Here is a 22,812-nt window from a genome sequence, read left to right as displayed (position 1 = left end):
GCTGCTGGAGGAATAATGCTAATTAATTGTACAGCGACTAACTATTGAGTAGCTGCTTGGCAATAGTAACGGCATCTACGCCGTTTGCTGCGTAGGCATCAGCACCAGCCTGGTGGGCATAGCTCTCGGTAAGTACTGCACCGCCTACTATTGTTTTACCGCTAAAACCAACTTTCTTAAGAGCATCAATAGCGATATCCACTTGTGGGAGAGTAGTAGTCATAAGGGCACATAAGCCTACGAGCTGTGCCTGATATTCTTGAGCAGCAGCGACAATGGTTTCGGCAGTCACATCTTTGCCTAAGTCCACAACGGTAAAACCGTTATTTTCTAAGAGTGCGGCAACAATATTTTTTCCCAGATCATGAATGTCGCCTTTGACGGTAGCCAGGATTACCGTTCCCAAGCTTTCTGCAGTATGGGAAGGCAATACTTCTTTAATGGTAGTAAAGGCGGTACGCATAGTTTCAGCAGAGAGCAAGACTTGCGGCAGGAAGCACCGGCCTTGACCAAAGGCTTGTCCGACTTCATTCATAGCGGCTGTCAGAGCTTGGTCGGTAATGGTGAGTGGGGTAAAGTTTTCTGCCAGCGCCTGGCGAACCAGCGGTGCGACACCTGTTGTTTCGCCGTTGACTACAGCTTGGCGGATTTGCGCTAATATATCTGGTGCAGTGGTTGTGTTTTCGACCTGCTGGGCAGGCAGAGCTACATATTTTTTACTATAGTCAATTACCGCTTGTTGACTGCGCCCGCCTAGCGCAACCGCCGCCGACCAGATATCCTGCATTAAGGGATCAAAAGGATTAAGGATAGGAGCATCGAGACCGGCATCTAAAGCCATAGCGCAAAAGGCGGCATTCATTAAATCGCGGCGAGGCAAGCCAAAAGATACGTTGCTAAGACCCATAACCGCCGGACAGTCAAGTTGTTCGCGATATAGTTTAAGGGTTAACAGTGTTTCAGCGGCAGCCTGATTGTCGGTGGCTACTGTCATGACTAACGCGTCGACGAGTAGGTCATGATGGTTTAACCCATGTTTTGTTGCGATAGTTACTATTTCTTTGGCTATTTTAACCCGTTCTATTGCAGTTGTTGGCACACCGCTGTCGGAAAGCGGCAAACACAATACGGCAGCACCATATTTTTTGGCAAGTGGCAGGAAAGCTTCCAATCTTTCGGTTTCGGCGGTAATCGAGTTAATAAGTGCCCGGCCTGGATAGGCTTTTAGTCCAGCTTCCAGTGCTATAGGATCGGTTGTATCAATGACTAGTGGAACGTCTACCAGGATAGCTAATTCCTCAATGGCTTGTTTCATAATTGCTGCCTGATCAATACCGGGAACACCCATATTTACGTCTAAAATGCCGGCACCGGCTTTTATCTGGGTTAAAGCTTCTTTCTTAACGGCGACAAAGTCGCCTTCCTTAATGGCGGCAGCCAGGGCTTTACGACCTGTAGGGTTTATCCGCTCGCCGATAATGACAGGAGCAAATTGTGCGCCAAGGCAAACGGTGCGGGTGCGGCTGGTTAGTGCTGTAACCGGACGGTAGGTCCGGGCGGACACAGTAGGCTTTGTATCTACCGTTTGCCTGATGGCTTTGATATGTGCCGGAGTAGTGCCGCAGCAGCCGCCGATATAGGTGGCACCTGCGTTTATTAGCTTAGGAATCCAGGCGGACATTTCTTCCGCGGACATAGGAAAGACAGTTTCGCCGTTTATCAATTCCGGCATTCCGGCATTAGGCTGTACGCTGATGGGAATAGAACAGGATTGGGCTAAAGTTTCTACTACCGGTAAAAGCTGGGCTGGGCCTAAGGAGCAGTTAGCGCCGATGATGCTGGCTCCCAGCGCTTCCAGGGTAATTCCCGCAGTCTGTGGGTCAGTGCCTGTTACCGTTCGTCCATCCGCATCAAATGATAGTTGACATATAATTGGTTTATTTGTAACTGCTTTGGCAGCAAGGAGGGCGGCGCGCATTTCCTGGATATCTATTATGGTTTCGATAATTATGTAATCTACGCCGGCTTTATCCAGTGCCTGGATTTGCTCGCTGAATATCTCGTAAGCAGTGTCAAAGCTAAGGTCGCCTAATGGAGCGACAAATTTCCCTGTAGGGCCCACTGAACCGGCTACTTTGGCATGAGCACCGGCGGCTTGACGGGCAACGGCTACGCCGGCGGCATTCAAGTCGGCGACTTTATCTTGCAGTCTATAGTGGGACAGTTTAATGCGATTGGCACCAAAGGTATTTGTTTCTATTATTGTTGCGCCTGCCTCGACATATTGGCGGTGAATTGCGGTTACCTTATCAGGCTCTTCTAGATTCCACAATTCAGGGCAGTGGCCTGGCTCTAGTCCTGCATGGTGCAGCATTGTGCCCATGGCACCGTCAAAGATATGGATCATTAATTGTTTGTCTCCTTTCGTGCATGACAGCCGGTCTGCTCGCATTTGTCACAAGCCAGCTCTTGTTGATGTGGTAGAGTAAGTGTTTGATGGTAAGGATATAGGCCGACGACCGCAGTAACAGATTTTCGTGGTACCAGCATTTTGGTATCGGTGACACTAAGATCAATATTGGCGCCTGAAGCCAATTCCAAAACTTCGGGCTGTACTTCAATCGGCCAGTCGCCATAGCCTGGGCTAAATCGCCGTCCCGCCGTCAATCCGGTCCGGCTTGCATGTTGGGAAATGATAGTACAAACCGAATCGGCTGCTGCTTCTACTGCAGTTGTTCCGGCTGCATCCAACAATAAACCCAGTGTATACTTGTTTTGTGAAAACAAGTTTGAAACTTCCTGTTCGAGCGGTAATCCGATAGTTACTGCCATAACGGCAACTTCAACGGCACCTTCCAAATGGGCAATAACGCTGGCAGCTGTTAAGGTCAGCGAATTATCTCCCATAATGCTATGTGTTTCCGGATCGTAGGGATAGATCTGCCACACCCCTTTAGGAATAGCTAAAAGCTGAGCTTGGGTGCAAGCTTCATTTAATAAAGAGGGAGAAAAGTCTGTTTTGCTGTTAAGTCCTGCATAGCGTTTGGTTTCAGCACAATCTATAGAAATTATTCTAGGGTGATATATGGGCATAGCCTGGAACCTCCTTACCAAATGAGGTATTATTAGCATTATATTATATTTTTTACAATTGATAAAGCAGGGATAGTTACAATATTGCAATAAAATTTTTGCTTACATATGCTATTTATGTAAACATTATTGTTTTCTAGTACAAAATATTTAATTTTGTAAGCAGGCAACTTACTTTGTCTGCATTTTTTGGCAGGAAAATACGCAATTTTGTGGAATGAAATGATGGAACTAATCTATTTGAGGTGAACTAGTTTGGTTAAAGTGATTGCTATCGCCAATCAAAAAGGGGGAGTAGGTAAAACGACCACTGCGGTCAACCTTGCAGCTTGTTTGGCGGAGTTAGGCAAAAATGTTCTGCTTATTGATATTGACCCGCAGGGTAACTCTACCAGTGGACTGGGATTCAATAAAGGTACCATAAAACGCTGTGTATATGATGCGTTGGTAAATGATGTTCCATTAGAGTCTATTGTGGTTGAGACGGAAATTCCCAATCTTAAGTTGCTACCTGCCACGATTCAGCTGGCAGGAGCGGAAATTGAACTGGTATCAATGATGTCACGCGAGGGAAAACTTAAGCGAGCCATAGATAAAGCTAAATTTGCCTATGATTATGTGCTTATTGATTGCCCTCCTTCGTTGGGGCTGTTGACAATTAATTCATTAACAGCTGCTAACTCTGTCCTTGTACCCATCCAATGTGAGTTTTATGCTTTGGAGGGACTAACTCAATTAATGAATACTGTAAGTTTGGTACAAAAGAATTTGAATCCGGTACTTACTCTGGAAGGGGTAGTGCTAACTATGTTTGACGCTCGTACTAATTTGTCCATTCAAGTTGTTGACGAGGTCAAAAATCATTTTAGGCATAAGGTGTACCAAACTATTATTCCCCGAAATGTCCGTTTAAGTGAAGCGCCTAGTCATGGGCAGCCGGTTATTAAATATGATCCGAAATCTAAAGGTACCGAAGTATATTTTGACTTAGCGCGTGAGGTGATAGGTGATGAATAAACGTGGTCTGGGAAGAGGCTTAGATGCATTGTTTAGTGCGCCAGGCGCACCACAAGCTACGGAAGGTAATGAACCGGTTAATGAAATTGCGATAAAAGAAATCACTCCTAACCAGCATCAGCCACGGCGAGATTTTGATGAAGAGGCGCTGGCTGAGTTAGCACAGTCGATTAAACAGCATGGTGTTATTCAACCGGTTGTGGTGAGAAAGACCCTTAGTGGGTATGAACTGGTAGCCGGTGAGCGCCGGTGGCGAGCTTCGCAAATTGTTGGACTGAAACAAATTCCGGCTGTTGTTCGGGAATATACCGATTCCGAAATGATGGAGATAGCTCTTATTGAAAACTTGCAACGGCGAGATCTGAATCCCATTGAAGAAGCGATGGCGTTCCGCAGTCTTATGGAGGAGTTTGGGTTAACTCAAGAGGAGGTATCCCGCCGGATTGGCCGAAGCCGTTCAATGATTGCTAACATTGTCAGACTGCTGAATCTCCATCCTGAGATACAAGAATTTGTTTCACGTGGAACATTAACTATGGGGCAAGCACGTCCGCTGTTAGCATTAGAGAATCCAGAAGTACAATTGGATGCTGCTAAGCAAATAATTGAAGAGGATTTATCCGCCCGCGACGCCGAGGAACTTGTTCGGCGCATAGCGGCACGGCGGCCGGTAAAAAAAGTCGAGCCTGTTAATGAAGAAGAAGAAAATAACAGGCAATTTTTTATGAATGAATTTGAAGATAGATTAAAGGTAATTCTAGGAACACAAGTCCGTATTAAACCCGGAAAATTAAAAAGTAAAATTGAAATAGAATATTACTCTGATGAGGATTTGGAACGAATCATGGAAATGCTGTCGAAAAGGCAGGAGACTACAACAAGTAACTATCGCGGGCAGCTAGTGGTTTAATGTTTCACGTGAAACATTCGGTTATAGGCGGTTAGGGGGATAATGATGCGGATAGAGAAAGATTTATTGGGAGAACGAGAAGTGCCAACTGACGTATATTACGGCATTCATACGTTGCGAGCTTTGGAAAATTTCCCTATCTCCGGCTATAGAGTAGCGCCAACCCTGATTAAAGCCATAGCTGTGATAAAAAAGGCTGCGGCAGCCGTTAATACCGAGCTCGGTTATTTATCAAAAGAAAAAGCACAGGCAATAGGTATCGCGGCTGATGAGGTTATCGGGGGACAGTGGCAAGAACAATTTGTTGTGGATGCCCTGCAAGGTGGGGCGGGAACCTCTACAAATATGAATATCAATGAGGTGCTGGCTAATCGAGCTATTGAACTGTTAGGCGGACAGCGAGGCGACTATAATATAATACATCCTCTCAATCATGTTAATATGGCGCAATCAACTAATGATGTCTACCCAACTGCGCTAAGAATTGCCGCTATCTGGCTCCTTAAACCGCTAAGTGAAGGCTGCGCTGCGCTGCAAGATGCTTTACAGGCCAAAGAAGCTGAATTTGCTGGAGTTATTAAGGTTGGGCGGACGGAAATGCAAGATGCACTGCCGGTTATGCTAGGGCAGGAATTTAGTGCCTATGCCGGTGCAATCGCCCGTGATCGCTGGCGGCTGCATAAGGTGGAAGAGCGATTGCGCCAAGCGGCATTGGGAGGGACGGCTGTTGGTACCGGTCTAAATGCCGATAAAAAGTACATTTTTATGGTTAATGATCGGGTTCGTCAATACGCAGGTATTGGCCTTGCCAGGGCAGAAAATATGATTGACGTTACCCAAAATGCTGACGTATTTGTCGAAGTGTCGGGATTACTAAAGGCACTGGCGGTAAATTTAGGCAAGATGGCACATGATTTTAGACTGCTGTCATCAGGACCAAGAGCTGGTCTAGGGGAAATTCGATTACCGGAACGTCAGGCTGGATCTTCAATAATGCCTGGTAAAATAAATCCAATAATACCTGAAGCGATTAATCAGATTGCGTTTCATGTTATGGCTGCCGATATGGTTATAGCTATGGCGGCTCAATCCGGACAACTTGAGCTAAACCCGTTCATGCCGTTAATTGCTCATCATTTATTGGAAAGTCTAACAATCTTGACAAATGCGGTAAAAATGGTAAATGAATTTTGTGTGCAAGGAATAACGGCAAATGTAGAACGCTGCCGAGAGATGTTGAACAATAGCGTAATAAGTGTTACAGCACTGGTGCCACATATCGGCTATGATTTAGCATCGCAAGTAGCCCGTAAAGCGATGGAGTACGGTATAACAGTTCGAGAAGCAGTTATTGAACTGGCAATACTACCTGTAGAAAAGATTGATGCCATTCTCGACCCGCGGGCTATGACCCGGCCGGGAATTGCGGGAGCGCCAAAATAGAGGAGGAATAGATATGCAAGATACGCCAAAAGGGTCACGCCTGCATATTGCTATTTTTGGCCGGCGGAATGCCGGTAAGTCCAGTCTGATTAATGCCCTTACCAGCCAGGATATTGCTTTGGTTTCAGATGTGCCTGGAACTACTACTGACCCTGTCTATAAAGCCATGGAAATATTACCTATTGGGCCTGTTATGATTATTGACACTGCAGGAATCGATGATGTTGGCGATTTAGGTGCACTGCGGGTAGAAAGAACTATGCAGGTGCTAAATAAAACCGATTTGGCGGTAGTGGTCATCGAACCGGAACAAGGAGTTACCGATTTCGAGAGAGAGATTGTAAAAGAAATCCGCAAACGTGGTTTGCCAATGGCTGGTGTTGTTAATAAAATTGACCTTTGGCCGGTTACTGCTGATGTTCTTAGCTCTTGGGGTTCTGATTTGAATTTGGCGCTGCTTGGTATTAGCGCTAAAACCGGTCAGGGAATTGAAGAATTAAAACGGGTAATGATCAAACTGGCACCTGATGATTGGGAAGGCCCGCCGTTAATTGGTGACTTAGTGTCGCCGGGTGACACGGTAGTATTGGTAGTACCTATTGACTTGGCAGCTCCCAAAGGCCGACTGATTTTACCGCAGGTGCAAACAATTCGTGACCTTTTGGATAATGACGCTTGTGCGGTTGTTGTGAAAGAGCGAGAACTAAAGGAAGCACTAGAGGGGCTAAAAAATCCGCCAAAACTAGTGGTTACCGATTCACAGGAATTTATGAAAGTGGGAGCAGATACCCCTTCTGAAGTACAGTTAACATCATTTTCTATTTTGCTGGCACGGCATAAAGGTGACCTAGAAACCCTGGTAGCCGGAGCAAAGGCCATCGAAAGCCTGCAGCCGGGTGACAAAGTTTTGATTTCGGAAGGTTGTACTCATCACCGGCAGGCAGATGATATTGGCAAGGTAAAAATTCCTCGCTGGCTTCGGCAGTCAGTGGGAGATGAGCTGGATTTTGAATGGGTGTCTGGGGGAACCTTCCCGCCAGATATAGCAAAGTATAAGTTGATTGTCCATTGTGGCGGCTGCATGCTTAACCGGCGGGAAATGCTGTATCGTTTGGCAATGGCTCGAGAAGCGGGTGTGCCTATAGTTAATTATGGCTTACTGATTGCTCATGTTCATGGTATTTTGCACCGGGCACTGGCGCCGTTTCCATTGGCACAAATGATTCTGGAAGAGTGAGGGGGGCGGTAGATTGTGATATATCTTGATAACGCCGCAACAACTTGGCCAAAACCGGAAGAGGTTTATCAAGCAGTTAATCATTGTTTGCGGACTATGGGAGCTAATCCAGGACGAGGCGGCCACAGTATGGCGCGGGCGGCAAGTTTGTTATTGTATGAAACCAGAGAAGCGCTGGCGGAATTGTTTGGTATTCCAGATTCAAATCAGCTAATTTTCACCCATAACGCTACGGATGCTATGAGTATGGCGATATTTGGGATCGTCAATCCGGGTGATACTATTGTAACCACTGGCATGGAACATAACGCAGTAGCCAGGGCATTGCGCGTTGCGGAGTCCCAAGGCGTGCGTATTAATAGTATTCCTTGTGATGCAGCCGGGCAAATTGATATGGCGGCTATGAAAACTGCCATAGAACAAAAACCAAAAGCTGTGGTCATGACCCATGCCTCCAACGTAACCGGTACCATAATGCCGGTAGTAGAGGTTGGTCAGCTAACCGAAAAGCAGGAAACCTTACTCATTGTTGATGCAGCCCAAACCGCCGGCGTTGAAGCTATCGATGTTGGTCCCATGGGGATTGATGTGCTGGTTTTTAGCGGCCACAAGGGATTGCTTGGCCCTCAGGGAACGGGTGGTCTATATGTTAAAGAAGATATCCTTGTAAGGCCGCTGAGAGTGGGTGGTACAGGCAGTTTATCAGAATCTGATTTACAACCGGAGTTTATGCCTGACAGGTTGGAAAGCGGAACACCGAATACACCGGGAATAGCCGGTCTTCACGCCGGAGTACAATTTATTCTGAGAACCGGGAGGGCTGTTATACAACGAAAAGAAGCTGACTTAACCCGGTTATTAATTGCCGGACTTAAAGAAATTCCGGCGGCTACTGTTTATGGCCTGGAGGGTACTCGTGGCCGGACGGCAGTTGTTTCGTTTACTCTTACCGGTAAAGATAGTGGCGAGATTGCTCATCGCCTGGACCGGGATTATAATATTGCCTGCAGATCAGGGCTGCATTGTGCGCCTTGGGCTCACCAGACAATCGGTACTATTAAGACGGGCGCTGTCCGGCTTAGCCCGGGATATTTCAACACCGAGGAAGAAATAAGCGTGACGCTTGCCGCTATAAGGGAAATTGCCGCTAAGGGAGGATAGTGTATGAAAGGAACTTTGGTTAATGCCGCTGCAGTTTTAGTTGGCTCAGGCGTAGGCTTGGTCCTGAAGAGCGGTATTCCTGAGAAATATCAGAATACCATTATGCATGGTATGGCATTGGCTGTTGGTGCAATTGGTTTGCAAATGGCCTTTAAGACACAAAATATACTTGTTGTTATCTTGGGGATAGCTATTGGAGCTATTATCGGTGAAGCGCTGAATATTGACGGCGGGCTTAACCGGATAGGGTTGTGGTTGTCAAATAAAATGGGCGGCCAGACTGAAGATAGGAAAAATAACATAGGGCGCGCTTTTGTTACAACCAGTTTGATTTATTGTATTGGGGCAATGGCTGTAGTTGGTGCTATTCAGGATGGGATAGCCGGAGATACCAGTACCTTATACGCTAAATCACTCTTGGATGGAATCACATCCGTTGTTTTTACTTCAAGTATGGGACTGGGAGTGGCTTTTTCCAGTATTAGCATTCTACTATATCAAGGCAGCATTACTTTATTGGCTGGATTCTTCAGCACTGTATTATCGAATAAAGTGATTGCCGAATTAACAGCAACCGGCGGCATTCTTATTATCGGAGTGAGCATACTAATGTTGGAAATAAAACAAATAAAGCTGGCAAATTTGCTGCCGGCAATTCCAGCTGCTGCAGTAATAGCATATTTTTGGCCAATATAGAATACTAATTATGGCAGTTATCGGATTAGAAAGGTGATGCAATGGATATCATGGATTTGTCAAAGTATACAATGTTTGTTACTGCTAATTTACCTTACATACTACTAGTTTTAACTGCATTGATTTTTTTAGCACTTCTTGTTTTTATTAATGTTAACATTAAAATGGGCAAATTGAACAAGCGTTATCGTAAGATGATGGAAGGCATGGAAGGTGTAAATGTTGAGCGATTGCTAAACGGTCATATCGAGGAAGTACGTCAGGCCGTAAACCGGGTCAATGAATTGGACAGGGAATTTCATCGCCTGGATGCAGTTGCTGCCGTCTCTATTCAGCATTTGGGGGTAGTTCGGTTTAATGCTTTTGATGATATGGGCAGTGATTTGAGTTTTGCTATGGCACTGCTTGACAGTAAACGGAACGGCGTGGTTTTATCCAGCATTTACGGGCGAAATGAGTCGCGGGTATATGCCAAACCAATTGCTAATGGACAATCTGCCTATCACTTAACTGACGAAGAAAAACAAGCCTTAAGCAAGGCTTTGGAAAAATATTCATAAAAAAGCAGGATTTTTATATTTCTTGGCGAATAATATCATAGTTCGGCTGTTGCAAGCAGCAAAGAAAACACGGTTTGCGCATAGCTTTTGGCGATTGCGGAAGCCCTGTTGTACTTATCCAGAAGAAGATACCCTTCTGTCTGGACGAAAAGAAGGTGATGTTGTTGAAACAAAAAACGCCAAAACCTGACAGACGTGAATACACGTTAATGATTGTGCCCCATCATACAAAATCGGTGTTCCGTATTTGCATACCAATTAAAACAATTAAGTATACTGCGGCCGCATTGGGGATATGTCTGTTACTGCTTTCAGGCACAATGCTGAATTACCGATTCCAGGCAAATGCAGCAACACAGGACAAGCTTGAACTAACTCAGCTCCGGGAAGTTAATGATAAGCAGAAAGCCCAGTTGACAGAGTTAGCCAAAGCGACGGCTGATCTGCAGGAAGATATGAATAGGCTAAACCAGCTTGACAGTGATCTCAGGCGTATGGTAAATGGGGAAGAAGCAGCCGAAACGTCTCGTTCGGCCCCAGCCCGCTTGTCTAACCATAATGGACAAGGCGGTCCGGAAGTTAAGCCTAACATTGATCAGTTAACCAGTTTGGTTAAAGAGCTAAGAGCGGCAGCTATTCAAAGAGAAGAAAGTCTTACCAATATAAAAAGTGCCATTGCATCAAAAAATGAACGAATGGCCGTTACGCCGTCAATCTGGCCGGCTAGCGGAGAAGTGACTTCGCGCTTTGGCTGGCGTAATTCACCTTGGGGCGGGGGAAGCGATTGGCATCCGGGAATCGATATCGCTAGTAGTTATGGTACACCCATTATGGCAACTGCTGATGGCACGGTTACTAATAGCAGTTGGTTTGGCGGATATGGAAACATGGTAGAAATCGATCATGGTAATGGTATTGTTACAATTTATGGTCATAACTCCCGAAACGCTGTTGGCGTAGGGCAGCATGTAAAAAAAGGTCAGGTCGTAGCCTATATGGGCAGTACGGGAATGAGCACAGGAACGCATGTTCACTATGAAGTTCGGGTAAATGGTACGGCGGTAAACCCCTCCAGTTTTCTTCAGTAACACAACCTGCCGCCTAGAATAGTCTTGTTAGATATTAAAAAGCGTACTAGGGTTTGCTATAGTTTATTAACGAGGCTAAGGCAAGCTTGAATTATAGGGGGTAAATGGATGTTTGGCGGTAAAAAGCAAGCTAATAGTGTTGTTGACCAAGTAGGGACCATTATCAGTGGTGATACAGCTTTTAAAGGCACCATTACTTCACAAGGCACTATTCGGGTGGATGGTCAGCACGAAGGGGAAATTAATACGTCCGGGGACTTGGTCGTTGGTGAGAATGGCCACATCCAAGCGCAGGTTAAGGCCCGTAATGCTGTTGTTGCCGGGGTAATAAACGGTAATGTTGATATTTCCGATAAACTGGAGCTCATGCCTACAGCTAAAGTGTATGGCGACATTAAAGTAGGCATTTTAACCGTGAATGAAGGGGCTGTATTCCGTGGTGCATGTCAGATGCTCAGCGAAAATACAGCCAGTGATACCAACTAGATAGCGAAAAGCAAACCCCCAGACTATTTTTTTATAGCCTGGGAGTTTATTTATTCTGCGACTAGCCTACAGGTAGTTACATCCTGTAGGCTAGTCAATTTTATTTAATGCAACTTACCGTGAATACGGCCAATGCCAAAAGTCAGACCATGAGCAATTGTATCTGCCATTTTCATGACAAGATTCAGACGAGTGCTTTGCAGCACCATGTGTTCCATAAAGCCACCCACATTTACAATCCCGGTAATGTATGCATTGCCAACAGCGGGAAGGTTCTTGTTTACAGCGGCTCCGGGCTTAACGGAACCGCGTCCTAAGGTAACGCAGCCAACGTTTTCAAGCTTCCCAAGGCAGGCGTCTACCGCAATCACAAAAGGATTCGCAAAAGAGGAAGTAATGATTTTAAGTTTGGCCTCCAGGTTGGTGGCGTGGACCGGGTCGTCAAGTGTACCGTAAACATGGGGAAATATATTTAGTGTTTTTAATTTACTGCCGGTTAATGGGCCAAGCGAGTCGCCTGTCGAACGATCTGTACCAATGCATAGGATGATAATTTCATGATTGTCAGTTTTGGCGGTCTGTACTAAATTGCGGATAGAAGTCGCTAAGTCATAAACAGCATTAGGTTGACTAACATTGAATTTTTGTTCGCGAACCTGTTCGTGCGCAGGCTCAGGTGCGGGTGACGGTTTAAGCGGGGAAAGCTTGTTAAGGACGGGAAAATTCAAAATATTATTCAGCATACTTAGCTCCTGTTACATATTTGTTATTACCAGTATGTGTAAAAAACTGACAATATATACATAATGGCAGGAATTTTTCGCGATAAACAGGAATAATATAAGAAATGTTTACCAGATAACGTTACGAGCTTATATGGGAGGCAATTCATAGTGGAAGTAGCAAACAAGTTTAAAGCTATTCCGTCCATAGACCGTCTTTTGTTGGTTGCGGCTAATGACCTGGAAATTAGTAACTATCCCCGAGAATTAGTGACAGATTGTTTGCGACAGGCTACCGCAAGGAGTAGAGAACTTTTGCGGCAGGGGGTTGATACAGACATAGAGGCAGATGCGCTTGTGGCTATGGCTAAATTGCTTCTGAGAAGGTTTAACAAGCCAAGTCTCAGGCGTATAATCAATGCTACAGGAGTAGTTCTTCACACCAACTTAGGACGGGCTCCGTTAAGTACCCGTGCGGTCTCTTGTGTGAATGAAGTCATGGCAGGTTATAGTACGTTAGAATACGATGTCGATACAGGTAACCGCGGCAGCCGTTACTCGCACGTAGTACAACAGTTGTGCCGGTTGACCGGGGCGGAAGATGCTATTGTTGTCAATAATAATGCTGCGGCTGTTATGTTGGTGCTGTCAGCACTGGCCAAAGGCCGGGAAGTTATTGTCAGCAGAGGAGAACTTATCGAGATTGGCGGCTCTTTCCGAATTCCTGATGTACTTAAACAAAGCGGTGCATCTCTTGTTGAGGTCGGAACAACCAACAAAACCCATTTATCTGATTTTGAACAGGCTATTGGCTGCAACACCGGTGCTATACTAAAAGTCCATACAAGTAATTATTGTATTATTGGGTTTACGTCACAACCGTCAGGTCTTGAACTTTCAGAATTAGCACATAAACATAATTTGCCGGTAATTGAGGACTTGGGGAGTGGGACCCTGTTACCGCTAACTGTTGGCGGACAAGTGGAACCGTCTGTTAATGAACGGCTTTCGCTGGGTTTTGATATTGTCACTTTTAGTGGCGACAAGCTGCTTGGCGGCGCGCAAGCCGGCATTATTGCCGGTAAAGCCGAATATATAGCAAAGATGAAGAAGGATCCGCTGCTCAGGGCTATCCGTATTGATAAATTGTCTTTAGCGGCTTTGGAGGGAACTTTAATGGAATATACGCTGGGACAACCACTTCGCGATATTCCCGTATTGGCCATGCTGAATGCCTCTACTGATGAACTGAGAGAACGAGCTGAACTTCTTAATAATCTAATGGTAAAGACAAATCTGCCTGGTCTAGCTGCGGAAGTTATCTCTCTAAATTCGCCTGCCGGCGGTGGAGCTTTGCCTGCAGCCGTCCTGGCTGGCTATGGTGTAGCTGTGCAATTGGCTGGTAGGAGTGCCGCAGAAGTAGAAACCTGCCTTAGACAACGGGAAATCCCTATTATCGCCCGGATTCAGGAAGACAGAGTAATTTTAGATGTGCGTTGCTTAACGGAGCAGGATTTTGTTGAAATTGCGACGGCGCTTTGCGAATTGGGGAGGCTGGAGCCATGAAACATGTAATTATTGGCACAGCCGGGCATGTTGACCATGGTAAATCGGCTATAATCAAAGCCCTGACAGGTACAGACACGGATAGGCTTAAAGAAGAAAAACAGCGCGGAATATCCATAGATTTAGGTTTTGCCTCCTTACCGCTCGGAGACAAAATAATAGCCGGGGTTGTCGATGTACCGGGCCACGAGCATTTCTTAAAAAACATGCTGGCGGGAACAGGTGGTATTGACTTGGCTATGCTGGTAATTGCCGCTGATGAAGGTGTTATGCCGCAAACGCAGGAACACCTTGCCATGCTTGAACTATATGGAATTAAATACGGTCTTGTGGTTATTAATAAAATCGACAAAGTGGATCAAGAGTGGCTGGGCTTGATTGAAGGGGAAATTCAGGAGTACATTAGCAAGACTTTCCTGAAAAATGCGCCAGTATGCCGCGTGTCTGCAGCTACAGGAGCAGGTATTGATGAACTGAAAACTGTCTTAATAAAGCTTGCAGACAGTATACCAGCGCGGGACAGCAGTGCGCCTTTCCGCCTATGGATTGACCGGGTGTTTACTATTAAAGGTCATGGGGTTGTTGTTACCGGTTCGGTGCTTAGTGGACGTGCTAAAAGCGGCGATAGTGTACAGCTATATCCGGCCGATTCTGTGGTTAGGATACGGGGACTGGAACGGCATGGCGAAAAGGTCAACGAGATAATGGCCGGGCAGCGGGCGGCCATTAATTTGGCCGGCGTAGATATGGAAGATGTTTCACGGGGAATGGTGCTTAGCGCTCCAGAGCGTGGCGAAGTCAGCGCAGCGTGGGATATCGTAGGTGACTGGCGGGAAGAGATCGAAAGCGGCTTGCGTGTCCGACTGCACTTGGGAACAGGCGAGTTTTTGGGACGAATCTACTCCTTTAAAGACACGGACAACAAATATATGCGATTAATTCTGGAAGAACCATTAGCCGCGGGGACCGGTGACCGGGGAATAATTAGGTTATATTCACCGCAGCAATTATTGGGAGGGGTTACCCTGATTGCCCCAGGCCATAATACCCGGCGGCTAAAACCTGAACGGGCGGCGTTGGCAGATGCAGTTGCCAAAAATGAGGGGACTGAGGTATTGTATCATCGCCTGCGTGAAACCCAGCGAATGCAGGCCAAGGATGAAATTAAACGGTTAAGCGGTTACTTGCCTGATAAAGTAGTAGACCAAGCGGTGAATAAACTGATGGCTGCTAAGAAATTGCAGTGTTTTGATAAACTATATATTGTGTCAAGCATAGTCGAGCGGCTTACTCACAAGATGACTACTGCTCTGCGTGAATACCATAAAAGTCAACCGGACAAGGGCGGATTGACGAAAGAAATAATCCGGCAAAAGCTGGCGGTTGATGAAAAAAGTTTTGATACCATGCTGGCACAGTGGTTACAAGACAATAAAGTGACAATTAATGGTGGGTTGCTCGCGCTTAGAAGTCATGCCGAGCGGCACGGTGGCTGGCAGCAGGATATTATTGCTAAAGCCGAGGCTGCTTTAGCTCAAGCTGGGTTAACCAATGTTGACCAAGGGTATCTAGCCGAAAGATTAACGCTGCCGCCAGAAAAAGCAAAACCTGCTCATGAGGCGTTAGTACGGGCCGGAGTACTTGTAAAGCTTGGCGATATGTATGTATACCGCAAAACAATGCAGTACATTGTACAGCTTATTCATAAACATTATCAGGAAAAAGAAACATTAACAGTTGGGGAGTTACGAGACATTTTGAACACTTCGCGCAAAGTTGCCTTGCCAGTTATGGAGTATCTTGATATGAATAAATATACAATAAGGGATGGAGATGTAAGGCGAGCAAGCAGAAAAATTCAGGATTTATCAGAATAAAATTACTTAAAAATGTATATTGACAACAAAACAAATCGTTTTTATAATAAGACTTGAAACAGTAAATTGTATATATTGGTACATTGTATACGCACAACTGTTTTAAGGGAGTGTGTCTAGGGTTCCGTGCTGACAAAGTGGTCTGGACCAAGCGACACAGGTGCTGCCATGGTGCGGCACTACACCGTGGGTATAAAAGACCCGGCGGAAGGTCCCAGCTAATGGGGATCTTTTGCTAGGTCTTTTTTTGCTTTTTTATCTTCTGTCTGTAAATTTTTTTGATAAGTTTGAAAGGGTGGGGAGAGTAGGATGTGTAGAATAGGGGCTATAAAAAGCAAAGTCGCATTTCATCCATCGCGGGCGCTGCATTTAATGCTGCCCCAGCAGGAAGGGCATGATAATTCAGGGTTTGCCATGGTCATGCAAGATCTCGAAGGGGTCTTTGCCAAATACAAGGATAAACCTCTGCTGTCTTTGGCTTGTACGCAAAAAGGGGCAGCTATGGTAGAACATTTCATGGAAACCAACAACTTTACTCCCCTGTATGAATGGATTCCCCGGGGGGGACGCCAGGAAGGCCTGGATATTAAAGCTATGCCTTATTATATATTCCGGGCATATGACTATCCGGAGTACTACCGGACGGCTACCCAGGAAGCCAAGGAGGAGCTATTACTCGATACACGGCTGGCGCTAAGAGCCTTACTGGAAAAAGATGAGCAGGGATTTGTGTATTCGTTCTGGCCTGATGTTTTGACACTGAAAGAGATTGGCGATCCTCGTGATATTGCCGTTTACTTTAAACTTTGGGACAATAACGGCGACTTAATGGCTAAAAATGTTGTCGTGCAATGCCGGCAAAATACCAACTATGAAATCGTGCGTTATGCAGCTCATCCTTTTTTTATGCAAGGATATACCTTATGCGCTAACGGGGAAAACACTTTCTATACCAAAAACAAAGAATATCAAAAATCGTTACACCGTGGTTATATCGGTTTTGAATCAGATTCGCAAAACTTCCTCTATACTTTGCATTACGTACTTAAGGTACTTAAATGGCCAATAAAATATTACAAGCATGTTATTACGCCGCTGCCGTTTGGTGAGATTTCTGAGCGGATCGACAAACAGGAACTGACGGCAATTCGCCAATCATTGGGACACCTCGAGATAAACGGTCCTAATACCATTATTGCGATGCTGCCGGACGGACGGATGATGACTTGCTGTGACTCGAAAAAATTACGGCCGGTTGTTGTAGGCGGTGACGGTACTACTATTGCCATATCTTCTGAGGTTTGCGGTATTAACCACATTCTGCCTCACCGTAACCAGGAACTTGATATATATCCGAATGAACGGGAAGTAGTAGTTATTACCCGGGAATTGGAGGTAGAACGATGGAAGCAGTAAGAGTACAAGATGTCAGCGTAACTGACTTACCTTGGAAAATTCAATATAGCAGCGAACGCTGTACTATGTGTGGCAGTTGTGTTGCGGCATGTACATTTCAGGCAATTGAGGCGTCAATGGAACGGCGGTCGGTCACGGTGTCGACAGGCCATCAGCCGGAGCCGAGCCAGCGCCATATGGCAGTGCCTGTTATTAAACAAAAAGCAGCCGTCGCTAACGCGTGTGTTGGCTGCGGTATGTGCGAAAAAGTTTGCCCTAATAACGCTATCAAACCGGTTCGCAACGTTGATTGCCGGATAAATAGCTTGAATCGCAGCGGTGGTGCGACGGTTAAACGCGGAGGGAGAAATAACCTTAGCGTTAACGAACGAACCCTGGATAAAATCGTTGTTGGACGGATTTCGCAGATGACTGATCCGTCTTTAGATTCAGAGCGCCACACCTTCGATATCTTGGCCCCATTTGGCCGGGTCTTACTGCCCCACGAACTGCCGCTTGCATCAAACGGTCATGATCTCAGATTAACAGGTCATACACCGCCGGTAAACTGGATTTATCCGGTCATATTCAGCGATATGTCAATCGGTGCGCTGTCAACCCGAGCTTGGGAAGCCGTGGCCTTAGCAACCGCCTATCTAAATGAAAAGCACAAAATGCCTGTCCGTATGTGTTCTGGTGAAGGAGGCATGCCTAAAAGGCTGCTGCAATCCGAATTTTTGAAATATATGATCTTGCAAATTGCTTCAGGCCACTTTGGTTGGAACCGTATTATTCAGGCTATGCCTCATATGAAGGTAGACCCGGCCGGCGTCTTAATTAAAATCGGCCAGGGAGCTAAACCGGGTGACGGCGGGTTATTGCCGGCAGCCAAAGTTTCAAAGCCGGTTCAAGCCATCCGGGGTGTGCCGAAGGCCGACCTTTTATCGCCGCCTAACCACCAAGGTCTATACTCTATTGAAGAATCGGTACAGAAAATGTTTATGTCCATGAACGCGGCCTTTAAATTTCGCGTGCCGGTAGCGATTAAATGTGCGGCTTCAGCTACTTCTGTGTCGGTATATAATAATTTGCTGCGTGATCCATATAAAATTTGCGGTGGCTTTTTCATCGATGGAATACAAGGCGGTACTGGTGCTGCTAACGAAGTATCGCTGGATCATACCGGTCACCCGGTTGTTTCAAAGGCCCGGGAGTGTTATCTGGCGGCGGTTAAACAAGGCCGTCAAGGACAAATCCCGCTGTGGGCAGGTGGCGGCGTCGGACTGACCGGCAATGCGGCAGCCGATGCCTTCAAATTAATTTGTCTTGGTGCCAACGGCGTATTTATAGGTAAATTGCTTATTCAGTTATGCGGCTGTGTCGGCAATGAACATGGACGCTGCAATGCCTGCAATACCGGCAATTGTCCGGCTGGAATCTGTACGCAGAACCCGCGGCTGGTGAAACGTCTTGATATTGATAAAGCGGCACAAAACATAGTTGACTATATGCTGGCCTTAGACAGTGAGTTTAGGAAGCTCATGGCTCCTGTCGGCAACAGCTCACTGCCTGTCGGACGGTCCGATGCGTTAATTACTACCGATAAAGCCATAGCTGACAAGTTGGCTATCCAATATGTGTGTTAGGAGGATCTCTGCATGTTTAGAATAAATACAATTGATGGCAATAACCGGATGTCAACGCAGGACCTTCTGGAAAGTATTAATGCAGCGTTGGCACAGGGAGAAACCGAGTTTCATATAGAAGCCTCAGGGCAGCATGATATCGGCGGTCCACTATGGCACCCGGAAGGAAAACCTCTTACATTTCATGTAACGAATGCCGGCCAGCGGGTGGGTGCGATGTGCTTGCCCGGCACAGAAATAATCGTAGAAGGGTCAGCTTCCGCCGATGTTGGCTGGCTCAATGCCGGAGGACGGATTGTAGTCAAGGGCGACGGCGGCGATACGACGGCTCATTGTGCGGCTGCCGGTACAATCTATATTGGCGGACGCGCCGGAACACGGTCGGGTTCGCTCATGAAGCACGATCCACTCTATGAAGCACCGGAATTCTGGGTCTTAAAAAATGTCAGCAGCTTTGCCTTTGAATTTATGGGCGGCGGTATTGCGGTGGTATGCGGCTATGACAGCGAGCAGTTTGAATCGGTACTGGGTGACCGAGCCTGTACGGGTATGGTAGGCGGAATCGTTTACTTCCGCGGCAAGGCTGGCGGCATTTCGGTTAAAGATACCAAAATTCTGCAGCTTACAGCTACAGATATTGCTTATTTGGACGGCAAAATGGAAGATTTCCTTACCGCCATTGGCCAGCCGGAACTGAGAGGTCTCCTTTCCAACTGGCGGGAATGGCGTAAAGCCGTACCGCTTTCCTATGAGGAAAGGCCGAAAAAAGCGAATACTGATATATATTCTTTCCGAACTAAAACCTGGGTGCCTGACAGTATTTTCAGCGATGTCTGTTACGACGATTTTTCCGTCATAGGCGCCATCGCCACCGACGTAGACCGCCGGCGTGTTCCTGTCTGGGAAAACGGAAAATACAGCGCTCCTTGTGAGTTCAACTGCACGGCCTCAATCCCTTCCCAACGACGCTTTAATTTGCTGCGGGAAGGTAAGATAGAAGAAGCTTATAAGCTGGTACTTGAGTATACACCGTTTCCTGGTTCGGTATGTGGTGCGGTATGTCCCAATCTGTGTATGGACGAATGTACCCGAAAAACAGTTGATATTTCCGCACAAATTGGTAAGCTGGGCAGATACTCGGCAGATTTTGAATTGCCTAAGGATCAGATAAAAACAGGAAAACGCGTGGCTGTCATCGGTGGTGGTGCGGCAGGTCTTACAGCGGCTTGGCAGTTGGCCCGGCTGGGGCATGAAGTAGCAGTATTTGAAGCCCATGAAAAAGCTGGCGGCAAAATGGAGCAGGTGATTCCACGTTCGCGGCTGCCACAAGAGACATTGCGTAAAGAAATAGAAAGAATTGCCGCAATGGGAGTAAGTTTTAAAAATGGTGTTGTTGTAGATAAAGAACTGTTTGTCTCTATAAAAAATAACCATGATGCAGTAGTTCTTGCGACCGGCGCTCATATCACCAAAATTTTTCCTTGGCCGGGCTGCGAAGGGATAACTAAAGGACTGGATTTCCTTAAAGCCGTTAACCGTGGAGAGAAGCCTGTTGTTGGTAAACAAGTAGTTGTTATTGGCTGCGGAAATTCCGGCATGGATGTGGCTGTCGGTGCCTATGGCGCCGGGGCCGAGCAAGTTACCTGTATTGACGTTCAGCAGCCGGCTGCTTTTGAGGAAGAAATGGAACATGTCAAAGGCCTAGGGGGGGAAATACTCTGGCCGGTATTCACTAAAGAGATTACGGAGCAGGGCGTTATTACCCAGGAAGGAAACCTGATTAAGGCTGATACGGTAATAATTGCAATTGGTGAAATCCCGGACCTTACCTTTTTGCCTGAACCATTAGAAGTTGATCGCGGCTGCTTAAAACCTGCCAGCGACTATAGTGTAGCACCAGGGATTTTTGTTGCCGGTGACATCGTTCGACCAGGCCGTCTCGTAGACGCAATTGGCGCCGGCGGCCAAGCTGCTATGGCTGTCAACGCCTATCTAAATGGAGAAAGTTATAATCCGGCACAAAAAAACAAAATTCCTGCAAAGCGAATGAGTATCGCCTACTTTAAAAAATGTCATAGCTGTGAGATGCCTGAGGCTAACAGCGATTATACCCGGTGTATTAGCTGTGGTACTTGCCGTGACTGTCATATGTGTTTGAAATCATGTCCGGAAAATGCAATTACCCGTATAGTTCAAGAAAATGGTACTGAGTATGTTTCCGATCCTGCTAAGTGTATCGGCTGCGGTATTTGTGCCGGTATCTGCCCCTGCGGCATCTGGAATATGGAGTCTAATGACGAGCCGATTCGCTTCTATAGATAATGTGTAAATAAAATACATGCCTCCAAAACTGGCGGCATGTATTTTATTAGGTTTTTCGCAGAATAGTAAGTTGGTGTCCTTTGTGAATGGACAAACAGTGAGATGTACTATGCTGGAAGTATTGACAGAGATAGACAAGGCACATATAATTACACTGTATGGCATACATCTATATGTTGATGGTGGACACGAAGTACTAAAGACAGAGGATTTACGGTCAAAATTGCCCGTGATTCTCGGTAACGGTACGAAGGGATAGTGCCGAGCGGAAACAGCGCTATCAGTAAACGGGAGAATGACTATTGGAGGGAAAACCATGGGAAAGAGAAAATTTACAAAACTAGTAAGTGTTTTGATCAGTGTACTTATGGTAGCAAGCCTTGTTGCCGGTTGTGGCGGCAGTGGTGGCTCCCAGTCGGATGTAATTAAACTCGGTGCCGACCTTGAAATGACTGGTGGCAATGCTACCTTCGGCCAATCAGCTACCAACGGAGCTAAATTGGCAATTAAAGAAGTAAATGCGAAGGGTGGAGTCCTTGGTAAACAGTTAACGCTGGTAGTTGCCGATAACAAGAGCGAAGCAGCCGAAGCAGCTAATGCCATGCAAAAATTAGTTACCCAAGACAAGGTAGTAGCTGTTATTGCACCAATTGCGTCTTCCAGCGTTATTGCAGCAGCTCAGGTTAATGCCGATAACAAAGTGTTGTCAATCAGCCCGACAGCATCTAACCCTAAAGTTACCGTAGATCCTAACACCGGCAAGGTTCGTGAATTCAATTTCCGGGGAGCCTTCATTGATCCGTTCCAAGGCTCAGTAATGGCGACATTCGCCCAAAAGTCGCTGAAAGCCAAAACGGCTGCTATATACATAGACAACTCCAGTGACTATGCTAAGGGGTTAGGGCAATTCTTTAAAGAAACCTTTGAGAAAAATGGCGGCACAATCGTATCTAACGAAGCTTACTTAGCTAAAGATACTGATTTCAAAGCAACGCTGACAAAAGTTAAGGCACAAAATCCTGACGTAATTTTTGTTCCTGGTTACTATCAAGAAGTGGGCATGATTGTAAAACAGGCTCGTGAACTTGGTCTAAACGTACCTATACTTGGTGGTGACGGCTGGGATTCCGCTAAGCTCCCGGAAATCGGCGGTGCGGCAGCGCTCAATAATACCTTCTTCAGCAACCACTATTCGCCTGATGATAATAGCCCTGCAGTAAAAACTTTCGTTGAGGCTTATAAAAAAGAATATGGCCAAACTCCGGATGCATTCGCTGCATTATCCTATGATGTTACTATGATGGTTATCGACGCCATGAAACGTGCTAACAGCGCTGATCCGGTTAAAATTAAAGATGAACTGGCGAAAACTAAAGACTATCAAGCAGTATCCGGTTTAATCAGCTTTAATGCCAACCATGACCCTGTTAAGAGTGCCGTAATAATCGAAATGAAAGACGGCAAACAAACTTTTAGAGAGAGAGTAAATCCTTAATTGAGGGCGAGTTGCGTTCCCTGTGACCGGGGCGAAAGTCCCGGTCTCCGGACCAACCGGCCCTTCATATTTCTAATACTATTTTTTGACAATGGAGA

Annotated in this window: 18 protein-coding genes; 15 read left to right on the top strand and 3 right to left on the bottom strand. The window is 46.2% G+C overall.

Going from position 1 to position 22,812, the window contains the following annotated elements; translation table 11 throughout:
• Positions 1–37 precede the first annotated feature (37 nt).
• The gene (locus tag SRRS_RS27270; protein WP_371365048.1) at positions 38–2,407 is read right to left on the bottom strand and encodes a homocysteine S-methyltransferase family protein; all 2,370 of its coding nucleotides are present in this window, start codon (positions 2,405–2,407) and stop codon (positions 38–40) included.
• On the bottom strand, positions 2,407–3,093 hold the full coding sequence (locus SRRS_RS27265) for a methionine synthase (protein ID WP_371365046.1): 687 nt from the start codon (positions 3,091–3,093) through the stop codon (positions 2,407–2,409). Before SRRS_RS27265 ends, SRRS_RS27270 begins: the two co-directional genes overlap by 1 nt.
• A gap of 255 nt (positions 3,094–3,348) precedes the next feature.
• Between SRRS_RS27265 and SRRS_RS27260 the strand changes: the two genes are divergently transcribed.
• From SRRS_RS27260 to SRRS_RS27220, 9 genes are all read left to right on the top strand, one after another.
• Positions 3,349–4,110: a ParA family protein gene (locus tag SRRS_RS27260; RefSeq protein WP_371365043.1), complete on the top strand. Its 762-nt coding sequence runs from the start codon at positions 3,349–3,351 to the stop codon at positions 4,108–4,110.
• Positions 4,103–5,020 (top strand): ParB/RepB/Spo0J family partition protein, encoded by a 918-nt coding sequence (locus SRRS_RS27255; RefSeq protein ID WP_371365041.1) that lies wholly within the window; start codon positions 4,103–4,105, stop codon positions 5,018–5,020. Before SRRS_RS27260 ends, SRRS_RS27255 begins: the two co-directional genes overlap by 8 nt.
• Positions 5,021–5,062: 42 nt before the next feature.
• Entirely contained in the window at positions 5,063–6,463 is a 1,401-nt protein-coding gene (locus SRRS_RS27250) for an aspartate ammonia-lyase (RefSeq protein WP_371365039.1), read from the top strand.
• A 13-nt stretch (positions 6,464–6,476) separates the two neighbouring features.
• On the top strand, positions 6,477–7,700 hold the full coding sequence (gene hydF, locus SRRS_RS27245; RefSeq protein ID WP_371365037.1) for a [FeFe] hydrogenase H-cluster maturation GTPase HydF: 1,224 nt from the start codon (positions 6,477–6,479) through the stop codon (positions 7,698–7,700).
• Positions 7,701–7,715: 15 nt separating this feature from the next.
• The gene (locus SRRS_RS27240; RefSeq protein WP_371365034.1) at positions 7,716–8,861 is read left to right on the top strand and encodes an aminotransferase class V-fold PLP-dependent enzyme; all 1,146 of its coding nucleotides are present in this window, start codon (positions 7,716–7,718) and stop codon (positions 8,859–8,861) included.
• A 3-nt stretch (positions 8,862–8,864) separates the two neighbouring features.
• On the top strand, positions 8,865–9,557 hold the full coding sequence (locus tag SRRS_RS27235; RefSeq protein WP_371365032.1) for a DUF554 domain-containing protein: 693 nt from the start codon (positions 8,865–8,867) through the stop codon (positions 9,555–9,557).
• A 41-nt stretch (positions 9,558–9,598) separates the two neighbouring features.
• On the top strand, positions 9,599–10,117 hold the full coding sequence (locus SRRS_RS27230; protein WP_371365030.1) for a DUF4446 family protein: 519 nt from the start codon (positions 9,599–9,601) through the stop codon (positions 10,115–10,117).
• A 164-nt stretch (positions 10,118–10,281) separates the two neighbouring features.
• On the top strand, positions 10,282–11,205 hold the full coding sequence (locus tag SRRS_RS27225) for a M23 family metallopeptidase (protein WP_371365028.1): 924 nt from the start codon (positions 10,282–10,284) through the stop codon (positions 11,203–11,205).
• A 108-nt stretch (positions 11,206–11,313) separates the two neighbouring features.
• Positions 11,314–11,691 carry a polymer-forming cytoskeletal protein gene (locus tag SRRS_RS27220; protein ID WP_371365026.1) on the top strand — a complete coding sequence of 126 codons (378 nt, stop codon included), beginning with the start codon at positions 11,314–11,316 and terminating at the stop codon, positions 11,689–11,691.
• Positions 11,692–11,795: 104 nt separating this feature from the next.
• On the opposite strand, the gene yyaC is transcribed toward SRRS_RS27220, so the two are convergent.
• A complete protein-coding gene (yyaC, locus tag SRRS_RS27215) occupies positions 11,796–12,434 on the bottom strand; it encodes a spore protease YyaC (protein WP_371365024.1) in 639 nt (212 codons plus the stop codon).
• 150 nt (positions 12,435–12,584) lie between these two features.
• Here yyaC and selA point away from each other — a divergent pair, with 150 nt between their 5' ends.
• From selA to SRRS_RS27185, 6 genes are all read left to right on the top strand, one after another.
• Positions 12,585–13,979, top strand: coding sequence for an L-seryl-tRNA(Sec) selenium transferase (gene selA / locus SRRS_RS27210; RefSeq protein WP_371365022.1), 1,395 nt, complete (start codon positions 12,585–12,587; stop codon positions 13,977–13,979).
• Positions 13,976–15,856 (top strand): selenocysteine-specific translation elongation factor, encoded by a 1,881-nt coding sequence (selB, locus tag SRRS_RS27205; protein WP_371365020.1) that lies wholly within the window; start codon positions 13,976–13,978, stop codon positions 15,854–15,856. The genes selA and selB overlap by 4 nt, the downstream gene beginning before the upstream one ends.
• 309 nt (positions 15,857–16,165) lie before the next feature.
• Positions 16,166–17,272 (top strand): glutamate synthase, encoded by a 1,107-nt coding sequence (locus tag SRRS_RS27200; RefSeq protein WP_371365019.1) that lies wholly within the window; start codon positions 16,166–16,168, stop codon positions 17,270–17,272.
• Positions 17,260–18,897, top strand: coding sequence for a glutamate synthase-related protein (locus tag SRRS_RS27195; RefSeq protein WP_371365017.1), 1,638 nt, complete (start codon positions 17,260–17,262; stop codon positions 18,895–18,897). Before SRRS_RS27200 ends, SRRS_RS27195 begins: the two co-directional genes overlap by 13 nt.
• A gap of 12 nt (positions 18,898–18,909) precedes the next feature.
• Positions 18,910–21,219 carry an FAD-dependent oxidoreductase gene (locus tag SRRS_RS27190; RefSeq protein WP_371365015.1) on the top strand — a complete coding sequence of 770 codons (2,310 nt, stop codon included), beginning with the start codon at positions 18,910–18,912 and terminating at the stop codon, positions 21,217–21,219.
• Positions 21,220–21,586: 367 nt separating this feature from the next.
• On the top strand, positions 21,587–22,714 hold the full coding sequence (locus tag SRRS_RS27185; protein ID WP_371369946.1) for an ABC transporter substrate-binding protein: 1,128 nt from the start codon (positions 21,587–21,589) through the stop codon (positions 22,712–22,714).
• Positions 22,715–22,812 lie beyond the last annotated feature (98 nt).

It is taken from the genome of Sporomusa rhizae (assembly GCF_041428845.1).
Classification (GTDB): Bacteria; Bacillota; Negativicutes; order Sporomusales; family Sporomusaceae; genus Sporomusa; species Sporomusa rhizae.
Note: the sequence above shows the minus strand (reverse complement) of the source record. Positions and strands in the feature narration are given on the sequence as shown.